Origin of the sequence: Flavobacterium hibisci (assembly GCF_020026925.1) — a bacterium.
Classification (GTDB): domain Bacteria; phylum Bacteroidota; class Bacteroidia; order Flavobacteriales; family Flavobacteriaceae; genus Flavobacterium; species Flavobacterium hibisci.
Genome location: NZ_JAIQDW010000015.1, coordinates 88,996 through 107,129, shown reverse-complemented (window position 1 = coordinate 107,129; position 18,134 = coordinate 88,996). Strand labels below are relative to the sequence as shown.

General features: G+C 34.1%; 12 protein-coding genes. All 12 read right to left on the bottom strand.

Translation table 11 applies throughout. The features are described from left to right. Positions 1-118: 118 nt before the first annotated feature. Positions 119-1,327, bottom strand: coding sequence for an eCIS core domain-containing protein (locus K8B81_RS15450; RefSeq protein ID WP_223682460.1), 1,209 nt, complete (start codon positions 1,325-1,327; stop codon positions 119-121). 35 nt (positions 1,328-1,362) lie between these two features. Further along, the gene (locus K8B81_RS15445; protein WP_223682459.1) at positions 1,363-2,226 is read right to left on the bottom strand and encodes a DUF6734 family protein; all 864 of its coding nucleotides are present in this window, start codon (positions 2,224-2,226) and stop codon (positions 1,363-1,365) included. A 17-nt stretch (positions 2,227-2,243) separates the two neighbouring features. After that, positions 2,244-3,071 carry a DUF6734 family protein gene (locus K8B81_RS15440; RefSeq protein WP_223682458.1) on the bottom strand — a complete coding sequence of 276 codons (828 nt, stop codon included), beginning with the start codon at positions 3,069-3,071 and terminating at the stop codon, positions 2,244-2,246. Next, positions 3,068-3,646 carry a hypothetical protein gene (locus K8B81_RS15435; protein ID WP_223682457.1) on the bottom strand — a complete coding sequence of 193 codons (579 nt, stop codon included), beginning with the start codon at positions 3,644-3,646 and terminating at the stop codon, positions 3,068-3,070. The genes K8B81_RS15440 and K8B81_RS15435 overlap by 4 nt, the downstream gene beginning before the upstream one ends. A gap of 11 nt (positions 3,647-3,657) precedes the next feature. Further along, entirely contained in the window at positions 3,658-5,394 is a 1,737-nt protein-coding gene (locus K8B81_RS15430; RefSeq protein ID WP_223682456.1) for a contractile injection system tape measure protein, read from the bottom strand. Further along, positions 5,381-8,803 carry a hypothetical protein gene (locus K8B81_RS15425; RefSeq protein ID WP_223682455.1) on the bottom strand — a complete coding sequence of 1,141 codons (3,423 nt, stop codon included), beginning with the start codon at positions 8,801-8,803 and terminating at the stop codon, positions 5,381-5,383. Before K8B81_RS15425 ends, K8B81_RS15430 begins: the two co-directional genes overlap by 14 nt. 11 nt (positions 8,804-8,814) lie before the next feature. Then, entirely contained in the window at positions 8,815-11,517 is a 2,703-nt protein-coding gene (locus tag K8B81_RS15420) for a hypothetical protein (protein ID WP_223682454.1), read from the bottom strand. Beyond that, positions 11,505-14,882: a baseplate J/gp47 family protein gene (locus tag K8B81_RS15415; protein WP_223682453.1), complete on the bottom strand. Its 3,378-nt coding sequence runs from the start codon at positions 14,880-14,882 to the stop codon at positions 11,505-11,507. Before K8B81_RS15415 ends, K8B81_RS15420 begins: the two co-directional genes overlap by 13 nt. A gap of 12 nt (positions 14,883-14,894) precedes the next feature. Then, positions 14,895-15,305: a GPW/gp25 family protein gene (locus tag K8B81_RS15410; RefSeq protein WP_223682452.1), complete on the bottom strand. Its 411-nt coding sequence runs from the start codon at positions 15,303-15,305 to the stop codon at positions 14,895-14,897. Between the two features lie 2 nt (positions 15,306-15,307). Further along, the gene (locus tag K8B81_RS15405) at positions 15,308-15,598 is read right to left on the bottom strand and encodes a PAAR domain-containing protein (RefSeq protein ID WP_223682451.1); all 291 of its coding nucleotides are present in this window, start codon (positions 15,596-15,598) and stop codon (positions 15,308-15,310) included. 93 nt (positions 15,599-15,691) lie between these two features. After that, a complete protein-coding gene (vgrG, locus tag K8B81_RS15400) occupies positions 15,692-17,437 on the bottom strand; it encodes a type VI secretion system tip protein VgrG (protein WP_223682450.1) in 1,746 nt (581 codons plus the stop codon). Continuing rightward, positions 17,438-18,133, bottom strand: a complete 696-nt coding sequence (locus K8B81_RS15395) for a CIS tube protein (RefSeq protein ID WP_223682449.1) — start codon at positions 18,131-18,133, stop codon at positions 17,438-17,440. Between the last annotated feature and the right edge of the window lies 1 nt (position 18,134).

Here is an 18,134-nt window from a genome sequence, read left to right as displayed (position 1 = left end):
AGTATTTCACGCAGATTTTAAAGGATTTTCGCAGATCAAATTAGATTTAATCCTTAAATGAAGCTATTTTATTCTATTTCACCCAACGGGTTATATTTTACAGAAAATCATTTCGTTATTAGGTTGCATCAATGTCAACTCTTCCTGCTAAACTGCAATGTGTTGGATCGCCATTATATCCGCTTAATACAATTTCTACATAATAAGTGCCACCAGTTAAATTGGAAACAGAAGTACTTCCTCCGGATAATGAAATTGATGCGCTATGCTCTTTGCTGTCCATCAATAATCTTTTTCTATATATATTTACTGCTATTGTACTGGCAATATCTCTGCATCTTGGCGGACCATCCCAAGCTAAATTTGATGTTACAGTAACCGTTCCGCCATTACTCACGGTAAAATTACTAGACTCTCTTACCTGGGTTGTCCATCTGCTTATGTTCCAGGGCAACGTAGATAATTGAAGCATGTCCTTTTTTTGAACATTATTTCGGGCTTTACTGCCTGTTTGTTGTATTGTGTGCGTAAGTTCATGGGCAAGCAAATGTTTACCTTCTTTAGAGTCTGGATTGTATTTTCCTTTATTGAAATAAACATCATTTCCATGTGTGAAAGCTTGTGCACCCAGCTTTTCGCTCATTTGTATTGCTTTGTTGTCAGTGTGGATGTTTACATTGCTAAAGTCGGCTCCAAAACCAGATTCCATTCCCTGTTTTGTGTTTTTTTCCATTGCCTTGCCACTGCCTTTTGAACTGTTTAAGTCACTTTCAATTCCTTCATTTACGGAGTTTGACTCATTTAATTTGGCCTGAACTTCTTCCTTTTTCTCTTCTTTTTTTTGAACCTTCTTGTCTTCGTTTTCGCAATCGGCACATTTTTTCTGCACTTTTTTATCTTCCTCTTTTTCTCCCTTTTTCTGTACTTTTTTGTCCTCTTCCTTATCAGATTTCTTTTGTACCTTTTTGTCTTCTTCTTTTTTTCCTTTTTTCTGAACTTTTTTATCTTCTTCCTTGTCGGATTTTTTCTGTACTTTTTTGTCTTCTTCTTTTTCTCCTTTTTTTTGCAGTGGCTGTTCTTGTGCGAGGTCTTGTTTTTGAACCGTTGAAATGGTTGCTGAAATAGGTTTTTGCTGTACAGCTTCTTCACTTTTCGATTGAAGCAGTCCTCCTGTCTTACGATTGTTCACCACTTTATCAGCAACATTATCGGCTTCAGTTTCATATTTGTCTCCGACAGTTCCTGTGGTGATTTTTTTTTGAGCTTTTGGTCCAAAAAAAGGAGAAGGGGAGGCATTAGCTATTTTTTTTTGTTCAAATTCTCTCATGATTATTTTTTTATCATTTTAGATTACTAGTTTGTTTAATAAACAAACTGCTGATTATTTGCCACAACACCTTCTTTCTCTAATGCGTTTTTTATTTGCTTATACCAATACGGAAATAATTTAGAGAGCCGAAGTTCAATTTCGTCAACAACATATTTTTCATATTTTTTCATTCCAAAAAAATGCGAATACCCAATAGTATCAGCATATTTTCCATGTTCTGTTATGTTTTCTCCCTTTAATAAAATTGAAGGATCATTGTTTTTATAGTTCAGTAAGCATGCAAGCGTATATTGTTCGATTAAAATGCAGGTTTCGTAACCTTCTTGTTTTAATTGGGTAAAGCTATTTTGGTTTTCAATGTATATTTTCTCTAAATCATAATAGCTTTTTATAAATTCATCACGCAGCCTGAGATCGTTAAAACCAAATATGCCGCAATTGTATGAATAGCCTAAATTGGTATTCCAATACGGCAGATTCTGGGTGTACTTACTAAATAATTCTGCCTGTTTTCTGTAATGCATTTCATAAGTATCTTCTTTGCGCTCTACGATTACATCATTAAAATTAAAATCGATTTTTTTCTTTATAAATATGTCAGTGTCTATATGTACAAAAGGTTCTGTCTGCAATTCCATGGCATTGATTTTCGATTTCATCCAAAGTTCAATTTCGTTGTTATTCTGTACTTTGGTTACAGCACAGGGAAGCATATACAGAAATTTAAAGCCAATTTCGTCTACATAAAGTTCAATTTCTTTATACCACATATGACTATATAATACACTTAGAGCCGTCATGTAGATGGTTTCCTTTAATCTGTCTCCCATATTCCATCTATTATTTATTATGGGAAGCACATCAAGGCTGTAAATCATCTTGTGTCTTTGTTTCATATAGAGCTGTTTATAGTTTAATCGATGCCTTCTTCTACTAAAGCATTTTTTACTTCTTTGTACCAATACGGAAACAGTTTTGAAAGTCTGTTTTCTATTTCCTCTACAATATCGTTCCTGTATTTTTTTTGACCAACAATGTGTGAATAACCAATTTTATCTGCGAGCTGAAAATTTTCGAACGAGTTTCTTTTCCAGAGTAATAATGTTGGTTTAATATTCTTATAATGTAATAGTGACGCCAGATTATACTGTTCTAAAACAATGCAGGGTTCTATTTTTGCTATTTTGGGATTATGATTTTTTATAAATATTTCTTCTAAAACATAAAAAACGTTTAAAAACTGATCCCGAAGTTCAAAGTCTCGAAAACCTAATACGCCACAGTTATAGGCATATCCTAGATCTGGTTTCCAATAGTCTAAATTTTGGGCATATTGATTAAAAAAATCGATACGATATTTATACATGCCGTGTAATTCGTAATCATTTTGTTCGACAATTACTTTATCAAAATCAAAATGTATTTTTTTCTTTATAAATACATCATTATCCAGATGTATGAAAGGTTTGATTTGTTTTTTGATTACATCAATTTTCGATTTCATCCAAATAACACTGTCCTGATTACTGTTGATTTTAGTAACTCTGCAGGGAAGCATATAAAGAAATTTATAAGCTGTTTCATCAGCATAAAGTTCAATATCCTGATACCATAAATGGCTGTATAGTATGCTTAATGCAGTCGAATAAATCGTTTCTTTAAATTTATTTCCCTGATTCCATCGATTATTACTAACAGGAAATGCATCTAAGCTGTAAATTATTCTAGGCTCTTCCCTCATAAAATATTTCTTTTAATAGTATGAATTAAGTTTTTCTCTTCTAAGAAAGTTACATTGTTGTACAAAGAAGCTTTTCGGCTGTGTTTATATAATCGTTTCCATTGGTAATTTATTCCTGCTATTTCTGAGGTTTTTAGATGTATTTCACTATTATGGAATTTTCTCATTTCATTAAATGAAGAGTGCCATACCATTTTACCCAAAAGAGGTGATTGAATTAGGGATAATTTCGAAAAGTCATTGGGAAAATTATCTACATTTATTTCCCTGCCATGAGTTTTGAATTTATAAACTAATGTTTCTCCATTTCTTGTTTTGTAAAATTTAGAAGTGTATCTTTTTATGTCAACTTTATTTTTAATTGGATCTAGATCTTCTTCGTTTTCATACATTATATCCAAATCATTTATGCGCATTTGATAGTACTGGCGAAGATTTAAATAATCGGCAATTCCTCCGCAAAAAGCTATTTTCGATAAGTCAAGATGATTAAATACAAATCCCAGCGCTTTTTGCTGTTCAATAAGGATATTTTTTTTATCGTATTCTAAAAAAGATGCATTTTCAATCTCCATAACCTTTAATTTTACCAGTTAACATATATAATTCGTTTTTTCCAGACCAATTTTATAATGCTCAGATTCCAGTTTAATTTGTCTAATAAAATATCCTGTGTTTTTCGCTCTATAATTATTGTGGGACTTCCATCTCCATTTACAGTCAGTTTTCCAGAACGCTGCAAGAATTCGTTTTGCAGCAACTCTGCCGATGATGTTTTCATTACATTCCAATTACTCAATACAGCTTGCAGCATTTCAGCGGCCTCTTTTTTCATTTCTTCAGAAAGTACTATATTTCTTTCTACAGGCTGTGCTATTGGAATATTGCATAAGAATTTCTCAAAAGCCATAGCGTTTTCATAATCCTGTTCTTTTCCTGTGGCGATATAATGCAAAAGGTGCGCGGCAACTTCCGGATCATTGATTGTATTATCTTTATCGAGCAGTTTACAGTTTTCAAAAAGAGATTTCAAAAAGGGATGAATCAATACTAAACCTGCATTGTCAAGATATAAATCGCTGATATCTGCATAAATTTTGTTTTCTTGTTTCTTAAAAGAAAGCTCTTTTGTATCGATTACTTCTTCGGGATTATTTTCGATTTTTTCTTTTGAATCTTTTGGTACAGGATCGATATTTTTATTGTCGTTTTGAACAGATTCATTTTTGCTTTTTTGTAAAATCAAATCTGTGTCAGGTTTTGTTATTTCCTTATTTTCCTGAATTTTATCTGTTTCTATTTTTGTTTCAGTTTCTATTTCTGTCTCCTTTTCTATTTCTTTTTCTGTTTTTATTGAAGCTTGGTTTTTGAAGAAAGTTTCTTTTCCTGTTTCTTTATCTTTTAAAATAATATTGTCTGTTTTTTTTCCAATAATCAAAACAATGGCATCAAGATTAGCCAGCAATTCCAGTTCGTTTTGGCTCTCAATATGATTTTCAATTTCCTTTAGAAAAAGTTCTTTGTGTTTTAAAAAACGGTTCTTTTTTTGAAATTCAAAAACACTGTAAATCAATCTGGAAAGTTTTTGTTTTATAATAATGGAGTTTGTTTCCAAAAGATTTAAAACAACTATTTCCCACGTTAAAAACCGTTGATTCGGAATCCATTGTTCTTTTGAAACACTGTTTTCAATATGTTTTTTTATGGCTTCAATGCTGCTTATTTTAGCATTGCTTTCAGCGTTGTTTTTTTTCAGTAATATTCCTTTTTTAAAAATGGTTGCAATTTGATTATCACTAAATTGTTTGATAAATCTTGTTCTTGCAATTGGTTTTTGAACTGCGTTTTTCCATTTAACAGAAAAGCTTTTATCGTTTAGAATTTCATCAAATGTTTTATCATCTACAATATTAAAATCATGATTTGAAGTTGTCCACCAGGTATTTGTGCCAGTTTCCAGAAAATGAAAAAAGCTTTCTATTTTTTTTTCCTGTGGTTTGACGAGTTTATAGCCTTCTAAATTTGTTCCTTCTTTTTCAAAAACTTCTTCAACTTGTTTTGTGATTTTTTGTAGAATTTGTTCTTTAAAATCTTTAAAATCCAAATTTTGATTTATGGCAATATCAATGTTTAGGTTTTCTAATTGTACGCTGTGTGTAGGATTTTTTGAATCAAGTTTATTAAAATAATTTTCTAAAAACGAGAATATTTCCTTTTGCAAAAACGCATCAATATGATCCTTGAGATAATATCCTTTTTCTTTAGAATTGGTATTTATCTCAAGGAAAACTTTATTGATAATATGTTTATTAGAACTGAGCACCGGCTGTGAGATCTTCTATTTGTATATTGAGATTAGATAGTATAAAATCGATTTTACCGAATACTTTTTTCATGCTGGACAAGAATTTTTTCAACGATCCATCAGTATCAGCATTGAATTTTATTTCGATCAAACTTTTAAATAAATTATTAAACAGTAATGCTGCCGGAATAATTTGTTTTTCAGATGCTTTAAGCAATTCAGGATCCTGACATCTCAAAATCGTATAAAATAATGATGTATTTAGCGATATAAGGTTTTGCACAGTAATCAGATCTGGATTATGCATTCTAATTGCAGCAGTAACTACTGTGGATATTAAATTGAAATGTTCCTGTGTAAATAATTCAGATATTTTATCATTTAGCTTACCGTTGATGTAACTCTCAAGATCTTTTTGAACTACGGCGAACCTGTTTTCAGTTTCAGAAATGAGACGATTAGTTTCTCTGTTGAATTTATTTGCAGCAGAAATTTCTTTTATACTGGCAATTGTTTCAATAGAGTTATTTACAAACAGGCCTGCATTGTCAAGACAGATATTGACTTTAACTGGTTTTTTTATCTCGATAAATTTTGGTCCATCGGTTACAGCTCCGCATTTGCCTTCTGCAATTAATGAAACGGAAATAGAAGATTCATTAAAGGAAGAAATAGTTCTTGATATTGTATCTTTTTTATCTGTCTTTAAGATTTCCTTATTAATTTCCCAAGTAAACGATGCTGCATTTATTGAGTTGTTGATTAAGTTGAGCATTCCCGTAGGATCAATATTAAAAGTAAAATTGGCCACAGGAAGTTCTAAAAGTGAAATGGTAAGATTGGATGGTTTTCCGTCTAGAAGAATCGTTACGCTTGTAATTACCTCAGAAACATTGGAAGGAATAAACTGAAATTGTCCTCCTTTTGCTGGTTTAACACCTTCACCAGAAATAATTACTCCTTTTATATTAGGTTCAAGAGTAAGCGACACAGGTTTATCATTTCGACAAAAAGATATTTTGTTTACCAATTTACCCTCTACCAGTACTTTTGGATCTGAAACTTCAAAACTCACAGAATGAGTGACTTTAAAATCGCAGTTGCCATTGTCTGCATAAAGGGTAACATCAAAAGTGAATTTTTTCTGAGATTCGCTATTGTATTGGTAGATGTGTTTTATTTCGGTTTTATCATCGGTAACAAGATCTGTTTTGTCTCCAAAATTCCATGTGTATTTATTGACGCCAGGATTTTCTCCCGTTACGGTAAAAATAACTTCGGTTTCACTTATTCCTGATGGTTTCACAGGAACTGCATCAAAATCAAATTTTGGTTTTTCAAAAATGGTTATGACACAATCTGTCTCAAAATTATTGACTGTAAATTTTATAGGCTGACCTATTAACTCTTTGCTGACCAAATTTGGATCAAAAACAAGTGCTCCAAATTCATTTACCGTTACTCCTCCGTTTTGATCTTGTCTAACATTGGCTTTTATATAACCTCCCGTTGGAGATACTTTAAAAGGCAGAGGAGGTGTTTTATTGTCAAAACAAATTTTATCTACAGGCAGGGAAAGACCTATATTGTTTTCGTCGCAGCATAAATAAGGCATTGAAAAATCAGCCACAACCGGATTTAAAATTGGAATTCCTTCTGCAAATTTTTCAAAGTCACCGGTTAAAGAGAGTCGACGGTTTTTATAATAAGGCACTTTTTCTTCCAGATAAATCATTATAAAGGTACCTCCCGGAATTACGCCGGCTTTGTGTTCGTAACCGTGGTTTTTGTTGAGGTAATATTTAGTGAATTTCTGAATGATTTTATCTGATTCATCAGCATTTACGGCTAGAATCATAATATTAAATCCGAGTCCGTTTTCTAATCTTATTTGCTGGATGGCTTTTAGTGCTTCTTTGTAATTACGTCCCTGATGACCTTCAATCCTGTAAAAATCGCTGTCAAGGTGAATTTCGAACGGTTTTTTAGTATTTAATAAATCATCATGATAGCTGACATTATTTTTTTGTAATCTCAGAATTGTTTTATCAAAATCCCAGGCCTGAATAAGCGAATCGTTTACATTATTGTAAAAAGGAATGGCTTTTTTGCCTAATTTACCCATTTGCAAAGAGGGTGTAATTTTTATAATTTCATATGATGAATTGTAGTTTTCCAATAATTGAGCACTTCGCAGAATAAGACTGTACATTCTTTGTCTGGCTGTGTTTTCGCCATAACATATTTTTATTCCATCTGCCGTAACGTCTTTTTCCTTTTCTTCTGAATCTTCTGCAATACAATCATTGCAAGTGCTAAGATTTTCTCCTGTAAGCAAAGGCGATTTGTAAAAAGCATGTCGGAATTCAAAACAAGGCTCCGTCTTTATTAATTCTCCCAGCATTAAGTGTTTTGGGAAAGCATTAATATCTGGAGAACAATTAGCATCTTCTATAGTAAACAGCAGTGCTTTGGTTTCGTTGTAAGTATCAACAAGATCATTAAGCAGATCATACAGATATTGAAAATCCTGAGGAAGTACCGGATCTCCTTCAAAATTAAATAGTTCGGTTATCTTTTTTTGAATAGCCTCTAAAACTAGCGGCATACTTAAACCTGTCAGCAGCTTATTGTAGCCTTCCTGTAAATTCTGAACAACATTATTTTTGAAAATTCCTTTGGTGAAAGTTTGTTTTATAGCATCAAGATGAACAAAATCGTCTGCTTTTAATACAATTCGGTTTGATTTTACATCTGGTAATGTCTGGTACAAATTAGCATAATTGATTTTGCCAATCATGCTGTCATGATTCATTATGTGCTTAGCAACAGTTTTGCTGACAATTAAAACTTTAAAATTGCCTACAATTTCCAGTCCCTGATTGTCGCACGAAAGACTTACGCAAAGGTCAGATTCTTTTTCATAAGACTCCAGATACATTAAAATTACGGCATCTTTAAAATCAAATCCTGTATTTGCTGTGAACTGCGTTAATGCAAAATAAGGATCTTTTTCTTTTTTCTGCTGTTCTTCTGTTAAGAGTTCAAAAAGAGGTAACTGCTTGTTTGCGCCATCATAAAAGAAAGGTTTATACCCTGCTTTTGTATTATCATAAATTTTGCAGTGCGTATAGGTTTTAGAATCAAAATCAATTTTTTTATTTCCCAATACATCTGCCTGATACAACTTAAAAAGATCACCATCTGTTGTTATACCAGTTCCCTGCGTTATTGAAATCGTATTTTGAGCGTTATTATAAGCAGAATAGAATCCGCAAACTATACCAACGCCGCTGAGGAAAACGCGCGACAGGCGGTCCTGATCGTCAAAAAAATCTACAACCTCATTAAGGTTTCCTTCTGTAAGTACCTGATTCTTTGTGAATCGACGGTATTGTGTTGTTATTGTTGAAAGTTTAGCTGACATTGGATTAGTTTTTATAGTGATCCTAAATTCGTTTTTCCTAGTATAATTTTATCTGACAATCGTTCGTTTTCGTCACTGCAGTCAAATAGTCTTCCCGTTGGGTAAACATTGTCGAGAACGGTTAACGCTTTGATAAAGCTGATTAATTGAGGTTCCGGTTGTTCCTGATTCAAATTGGTTTTAGCAGTTAAATAGTCTTTATATGTTTTTTCAAATTGCATAAGCTGATTTTCCGCAGGGTCTTTCACATCTTTTTCCCTATAGCCAATCCAGCATATTTTTGCCAGAACATGAGCAGGCAATTCTTCTTTAATTATTTTTTCTATATAATTTCTAAAATCGGTATTGGCAAATCGCAACGTGTATCCTGGTAATACGACACTCACACGATAGGAGTAAGGGTCTATGGGTTCGCAGTTATCGCACTCATCGGCGCAGATTGGCATGAAGGTATCAGGATTTACGGTGGTCTGATTTACATCGGGACGAAGCATCATGTGTTCAACCAAAAACATTCCTTCTTCGGTAAAATCTTCTTTCATGAATTTGATTAAATCCAGAATTGATTTTTCTAAATCCGATAGTTTAGTATAATATTCAAATCTGCGGGCAATAATGCGATCCGGGTTTTTCTTGTCTTTTATTGCGGGATTTATAATGTCATAAGAGTATTTTCCGCCATCTGACTGCTGTATTAAAATATTGTCGACAATGGCTAAATCTTTTATTGTACCGTTTTTAAAAGCTTCTTTTATTTTATATTCGCGGGTCTGAATAATTTGCAACACGGCAAAATAAAGTTCCTTATTTGCTGCCGAAGTATCAAAATATTCTGCTGTTGAAGAAAGTACGATTTCTTTATGTGTATCTAAAATGCGCCATCTGTAAACCGACTGATTGTCTGAATCAATAAAATTGTACATTTCGACAAACGAATTAGAAAGATTTCTGCGATTGTAATTTTTAATACCAATAAGTCTCGAAATCCTTTTTTCGGCACCGGAAACATTATTAGTATCCCATAAATTGGCAACGGGCTGTTTGTAATAATCAAAAGCATTTCCGCGCTCTTTACTTACTGCTTTGTAATCTTTCAAGAAGTTTTCTTTGTCACGAAGCACTACCTGATCTGTAGTGTTGCCATAAATGGTTTTGTTAACAAATACATATTCCGAAAAATTTTCAGCAAAACGTGACAAGAGGTGGTCTAAAATTTTATTTCTTCGTTCAATATTATTATCCTGCTGGTCAAAAAGCAATGCCGTAATCGTTTCATCGTCGTAATTTTTATATCCGTTTACAATGTCATCAGCACCTTCAATGTCTTTAACGACTTGTGTAAAAAGGGTTCTGGTCAAATTTCCGCTTACTGAAAGTAATTCGCTTACCTGACCCAATTGTTTAAAATAACTTCCTAATATCTGATCAAAAAATAAAAGATACCCTTTTAGTTGTTTTGCCTTAGCTTTACGCTCAACAGATGCTCTGGAAGGAAGTCCTACTTCACCAATACCATACGTTTCAGGAAAATCATTTTGTATAGTGGTATAAAAATCGGTGTTCAGGTATTCGCCATTTGGGATGTCTAATTCTTTATCCTGACTTGCATTGGTTGTCGCTTTATCTTTTTCGGCTTTTATGGCATCTAAATAAATTTTTACCTGCGCCTGATTGATATTGAGAGGCAGTAATCCTTTGTTGTAATTGAAAACACTTTTAGCACAAATAAAAGGTTTTTGATATTCTGAAAGACAAATAAGCCATTTGTTTTCCAGGTCATCGCCGCCGCAATTTCCTAAAGAAATATCTTTAATCAGGATTACATCCGGTACGGACATTATTATTCTCATAATATCTGAAAGACGAACTTCATTTCTTAAATCGGCTGTTAGTAATTCTTTTGTGTCAATAAAACCATTTTCTAAAGTGGGACCGTCAAAAATTTCCAAAGTTGAATATCCTTTATCAATCATTTGCTTAAGCGAATAAAAATTGACTGTTGTCGATAAGTAACTTTCCAAAGCATGAATGACATTGGCATGAACCAGTTCTTCATCGGCTTCCGTATCTACTTCAATATCAGCGCATATTTTGATAGGGTAATCCACGACTTTTTTAATGTCAACCAGATCTTCGCAAAGGTTTCTGTTGGCATGATACTGCTTTCTTATTTTTTCTTTAACAATCTCTATTTCTGCAGGTTTTGAACTTTCAAAATCGACGTAAAGATCATATAGACCATTCAGATCAAAAGATTTTCTTAAGTTTTCAGGTAAATCTTTATAATCCTTAAAATCATAAGAAAGCTGATTTTTTTTGCAGTCCACATACACTGTTTTTTCGTGTTTTGCGAGCCAGCAGTTTCGAACTCCTTCTATGTCTATAAAAAGTTTTCGGTAATCATTTTGTGTAACAGGGCTTGATGATAATACTTCTGAAGCTTTAAAAAATTGTTTTGGAATGCCTTTATTACTATCATCAGAAGCTAATATATTTTCTATAGGAAGATTGAGCCTCATGCCAAGATCTGAAATGGCGTAGCAAAGCATCTCCAGCATCGTAATACCTGGATCATGCTCGTTAAAATCTGTCCAAAATTTGCTTCCAAAAGACTCGATATATTCAATTCCTTTTTTTCTTAAGTAAAAGAAATCCAAATCATCATCGGTAGCTGAATTTTTAGGAATGGTGATATGTTGGTTTAGTATCGACATTTTTCAGGTTGTTCTGGTATTGGTTCTTTGCAAGTTTTTATATTGGTACTGATAATGTGGTTTTTAACAGAGACTAAAATGTTTTTTGGACTTGATGGCGAAAGTGTATTCTGAAAGTCTAAAAGAGGTATGTTAGCTTGGTTATTTTCGGTATCTTCTAATGGAATTGGTTGTTCCTTATTGGTTTTCTTATCAATGTATATGGCCATTTCAAGCGTGGATAAAAAGTCAACATAATGTAGATTTTCGATATATTCAATTACAATACTGCGCTGCAATTCAACACCAAATATGATTTGCTTAGAGGTGTCAAACGCCCACGGAGATAAGAATTTTATAAGATCTTCGTTGAGCTGTTTTTTATAGAAATTCTCATCGTATTCCGGATAAAATTTTACATCTAGTTTTATGATAACTTTTTCATAATCAGGATTAATCACTTTTGCATACACCTGCATGGAGTTTTTAGAATTAATAAAACGCTCTATATTGTTTAATGCGGCTGTGCTGACTCTTGGCTCATAAATATCAAATACATTTTTGTCAACGATATCCGGAATTACTACCAGCGTTACTTTTCCCGGAGATAAAAACGAAGTATTTGTGCCCGAAATAAAAGTATGATTAAGACATTTTACTCTAAAAACATTTGGAAATTCCTGTAAAATCAAATGTTCGTAATCCCAAAGTGTGATCGCTCTGTTTTTGTGGCGCAGCCGTTCGCTCACGCGGAGATAATAGGAGGAGTCTGACTCCAATGGTTTTCCATCAAACGAATTAAAAGGCTGGTCAATACTTTTAATCTGCGGAACTCTGGTTATTAATTTTGATATTGTTTTGGCAGGTAATGTGCTGTCTAAATGCGCTAAATTATTGTTATTATCAAAAAACTGTGCGGTAACGACCTGCGTTTTTACATCGATCACTTTGCAGACAGCGTCATAAGCTTTGTGCATTTTTGCTTTTACCCAAATGGTATCAGCCGGAAAAAGTGTATTATTATTTGATGCCTGTTTTGGAATATTAAATTTTACAATACCCGATTTTAAAAAGTTATCGATACCATTTGCCAGAATATCCTTGTCCAGATTTTTCCAGTAATTATCGCACAGTATATACCATTGTACTTTTTGTTTTCCTGTAAAAGTTGGTACGCTGGTGTTTTCACTTCCTTCCAGTATTTGAAATAGTAATGAAATTTGCTGTAAAACTTCAGCATCCTGAAGACCTGCATAAAATTCGCCTCCATGACAATAATCCGGAACCAGACAATTGGTAATGGGTGTGATATTATCTAGAATTTCTTTATTGATCGCTTGCTGCTTCAAATACGAATGTTCTTCGCGCTGACCAAATGGAGCTTCATGAAATAATTTTATTCGGTTAGAATCGTAGGCAGAAACAGCAAAATCAATTGTTTCTTCAGCAGAATAATTCAGGCTTATGCTCTCTACAACCGGAGTGTAAGGTTCATTTGGAATAAGGGTTAGAGGGTTTTCAGCCACATTCATTATTGCCAGAGTATATATTTTTGGAAATAAAGAATGTAAAAAAGACTGATTCAATGCCAATCGGATAGGGCCGCTTTTGCCAATCGTATAGTTGCCTTTTACGTTAATATTAGATTCGAATAATGTATCCTTATCAAGATCATTAAATAAATTGACTGCTTTATTTTGTTCCTCCCAAATTTCTTTGTTTAAAACCGACAATGTTGCTTTAAAATAGTCACCTTTAACTATCCTGTCATCTGTACTTACTACAGGAGAAGCCTTAGATTCTTTGATAACTTTAGATTCTGATTCGGTTTTTTTTGAAATGCCGTCTTCAGGTTGATTTACGTTTTTTTTGACTTCAATATTGCCTTTGATGAACATTGCCGATATAAAAATCTGCTTACTTATTGTTTCAAGAAAACTTTTTTTGTAAGCGGCGTAATGAGTTTCAAATGATATTGGAGTGTTTTTCCACTTTATGTTAATATCAGCCTCTATCCATTTTTTAGAAAAGATTTCGGGATAGTTGATTATAAATGAACTGTTTTTTTCAGGCTGAGTTGTAAAAGGGTAAAAGGGTTTTGTACCATTAAGCAATCCGGTATCGCTCTCTAAAAGTAGAGATTTTACATCCTTAACTTCAACTTTTATATTAATATCGGTTATTAGGTTTTTAACTAAACTTCTAAAAAGAGTATGACCTTTTATGTTTTCTGTGTGTATTAAAAATCGAATCACAGGTAGTTCTGTACGGAAAAATTCACCTAAAATTTTCTGATCGTAGCCAATAATTGCCGGGCTATCTTTTGGTATTTCAAAAACCAGTCTCAATTTTTTGCTGCCAATAGCTGAAGATTGAGTGCCGTTTTTAAAAGCTATGCCCTTGCTAAGTTTAAATTTTCCAATCCACTCCTTTTTTCCACTATACAGAATGCTGATATTTTCTAAAAGATCATCTACATTGAATGGATTATCAAAAGTTAAATCTTCAACAAAAGTAATAGTGATATCAATTTTTCTATCGCCTTCTTTAAGATTAAATAATTCTCCGGCTATTGCAAAACCTAATTTGGCATCGTCCAGTTCCGGGTATTTCTCTTCGTTGGACGTATATCCAAAAGGAAACCAATATGGAGCATCTTCTTGTAGTGGTTCGCCTTTCCCATCAAGGGAATTGGCAATTTCGCTGTATTTTATTTCGCCTCGGTCAATATCATTGTACACATTTTTCAGGTAGGCAATTTTGGCTTTATTGGCAATAAATTCTTCTGTGGTTTTATATAGCAATTTTTTGCCATCAGGATCTTTTCCGGCATCAAGTTCTGTACCTGCTTCGATTCTTTCTCCGGCTATTTTTTTTGCGAGCTCAAAAATAATATTGACTTTATCTGCTTTTGCAGGCAGTTTTTCGATTTGCAGAATGTCTTTATAAAAAAAGTCTAAATGCTTTTTGGTAATTAAATTAAGTTTGTTTTGAGATAATTCTAATAATTTCAGGAAACACACAAACAAAGTCAGGTGAGGAGTAAGGTCTTGATTGTTATTAGCAGCCAATAATGTTTTGGTGATGTTTTCTTTTAAAACCGCATATTCTTTGTCTGTTCTTTTCGGAATTCCATCTGCAAGATTGTCTTTTGAAAAACCAAAATAGCTGAAAAATTCCTGCCAGTCACCATCTGGGGTCTTCTCGTTATTTGTATCGAAAAAGTTGACTTCTTTGGCAAAATTATAAGCAAATAACAGCCAGTCTTCAATGGTAAAATCATGAAGTTTCAGGTTGGTAGGCTCTAATGCATCAATAAAGCGTTCTTCCTGATTCACTCCATTTCTTTTGAAAATTACATTGTCTATTTGGCTGTCTGTACTCATCACTTATAACTTTTAAATGTTAGTGCCTTCTCCTTTGTAAAAGGGATAAACAAGATTACTTCTTGAGTTTGTACTTCTTATTTTGTAATCGATTATGACTAATAATTCCCCTACTAATTCATCACCTTGTGTAATGTCAATTTTTTCTACATCAATTCGCGGTTCGTAATATAAAATGGCTGTTTTTATGAGTTCTGAAACATAGGTTTTTAATGTTCTGTCTAAGGACTCAAAAAACAGTTCATCCATATTACATCCGTATCGTGGCAGCATAACGCGTTCGCCGATTTTGGTAGAAAGCAATATCTCCAGACTGCTTTTAATATCTGCCTCATCAGACGTCATTACGACCGCTTTATTGTTCTTTTTAAACTCAGGCGGAAAACTCCATCCGGTTCCCAAAAAAGCTTCTTTGTTTTTCATAATCAGCCTATTAAAACGGTTGGACATCCCATTATAATTGTTCCGCCATGCGCAGTCGAATCGCCCATTCTTGCAGCTGGTTTTCCTCCAATAAGCACGGTACTAGAACCCGCGATGATACTATCCGGCGGACCTGTACAAACAATCATATCTCCCAGACAGGCTGCAGGCTGACCGCCTATTAATACTGTAGGCGAACCTGGCGGCAATATTGGGCCGCCTACATGAGGAACAGTTGCTGTTACCATTGGGCAGACATGCATATCGTTAATTCTTGCGGCTGGTGCTCCCATACTATTTGTTGTTATTATTTATTGTTATTAAAATTGAAATTGACATTTGACATTGACATTGACATTGACATTGAAATTGAAACTGACATTGCTCTAATTTATCTGTACAATACTGCCTTTTACAATCGCCACCGCTGCTGATGACATTTCTGCGCCAGCATTTCCTTCAGCTTTAAATTGCGCAGTTGCTTTTAAATTGACATTTGTGCCTTCAATTTTTACATCGCCCGTTGCTTTTATTGAAATATCGCCCGCACTTTCCATTTTTATTCCTGCGCTGTCAATTGTAATAATGTTCGAGTTTTCGTCTTCAATAACAATTGAGCCTTTGTCTTCGTCTAGTGTTATTTTTTTTCCTGCGGGAGTTTCAATCGCTATCGATTTTTTATCGTCGTCAAAGAGTACTTTCATTTCACTTCTTGTAAAAATTCCTTTTTGATGATTATCATCTGAAGCTTTTAGCGGAGCAGGTTTAGCGCTGCTATGGAGCATTCCTAAAACAATCGCATCATTTGGATCCTCGTTGATAAAACCGATAATTACTTCGTCTTCAATTTCGGGTCTGAAAAAAGTGCCTCTGTTATCACCGGCATCAAGGGCAGTGACTCTGCACCAAATCCCTTGTTCTTCGTTATTGATAATGGGTATTTTTACCAAAATTCTGTCCTCGCCGTCAGGATCGTCCTGAAGCTGGGTTACAACACCAATATGTAGTCCTTTTATGGAGGGAATGATTCCAGAAGCCGATGGCGTATTGAGGTCATACGTTTCAGAAAACCATTCCGGATTTAATCCAAACTGAGCATTTACAGTCCAATTTCCGTTGGCTATTTCATGGAAAACGCCTGTGATATAAGCTTTTCCGTTAAAACGATCCCCAACGCCTTCAAGCATAATAATGGTGTTGGGTTTTACAGCGGGAATTCCCTGAAACTTTACTCTTCCGCGAACTTTTGATAGCTGTTGAAATAATAATTTTGCATCAGCCCAATCCTGCAATTCAGTATCAGTAACATGACCGCCGTGACGCAATTCCAGATTTTCCAGTTTTACGATATCAGATAAATCAGAAGCGGTTAAATTTCCGTTTAAACTTACGCTGGGATCTTTGGCTTCAATTTCTAATAATTCCTGATTCGATGGATTCCAGCTGTAGGATGAAACTTTGGCAAACTGATTTCGGGCATCAATTTCGGCATCAAAATCGAGCATACTCGAGCCAAAAGCAACCGTTTCAACTGGTGCAGAAGTCAAATCTGGTTTTTTAATCGAAATTTTGCCGTCTTCAACAAAACATACTTTTCCATTGGCCTGTGCACGGGAGACCATAAAATCCCAATCAGATGTATTGTATTGTACTAGCTCTTTGTGACTATAATTTGTACTTTCTACCTCTTTTTGTAAGCCATAAGTGCCAATAATATCTTCAAAAGCATCACTGTCTTTTACATCATAAAAATATTTGCTTTTTCTGCCAATAGTCAGTTTTACGGCTTCGTCTTTGCATTCCACAATTAACAGCGATGAATTGTCTTTTATTTTTATGGAATGTTTGACCACGATTCCTTTGTAAATTGTTTCTTCATCACTGTGATAACCCGCTTTTATTTCAATTTTTTTTCCAGGAATCAGCAGCTCTTCATTACTTAATTTAAAATCCTGAGAAGCAGCATCTCCATCGGTCAAAATAATCTGCGCCATAGGTATTCTGTTCACCTCATTATGAACTACAATGCTCATTACCTGGTAAATGCCAGACAGCTCAGTTCCTTCAATAAGCATTTTGTGCGTTACTAAATCTGCACTTTTACTGGTTTGTATGACCCCGCTATTGTTCATCTATTGTTGTTTTTGAAGTGGTGGAAAAAATATGGTTTGACCAATTTTTAATTTTCTGAAATTGATTAGCTTGTTGGCTCTTGCCACTTCAAGATAATATTTTGAGTCGCCGTAGATTTTAAAAGACATTAATGGAAGCGTATCGCCGGCTTTTACAATTCTGGTATGCGTTAAATCAGGTGATTGGTTGTTTTGCTGCTTGGCCCGTAATTCATCTTCAACGACACCTTTAAATTTTCCTTTTGCAAGGGCTCTAATGGGTGTTCCGTCTGGTCTGAAAAGTTTATACTCAATAGTCATTTCTGTGAGGGAGCCTTTAAATAAAAGACTTCCCCAGGCAATTTTTAAATAGTTGGGCTTGTGTTCTGTGCCGTTATATTCTAAAATTACTTTTCTAAAATGTTCAATGTCTTCAATAACACCATTTTCGGTACTTTCCTTTCCGGCAATAACACCAGTTCGGTCAAAAACAAAATCCAGTTCTAATTCCTCCGGGGCAATTGCCGTAAATCTTGGTGCAGGACTGCTGGTTCCGGCGGCCTGAGTGGTATCTTGCTCTATCTTGTAATGAAAAGTATATTTTTCAGGATTCATCAGAGTAACGAACTCTTCAATATCCGAAACAGGATTGTTGAATTGAGGATCGCTGTAAGCAATGATCTTTAGTTTTTTTAATTCACCATTAGTTGTCGTCATA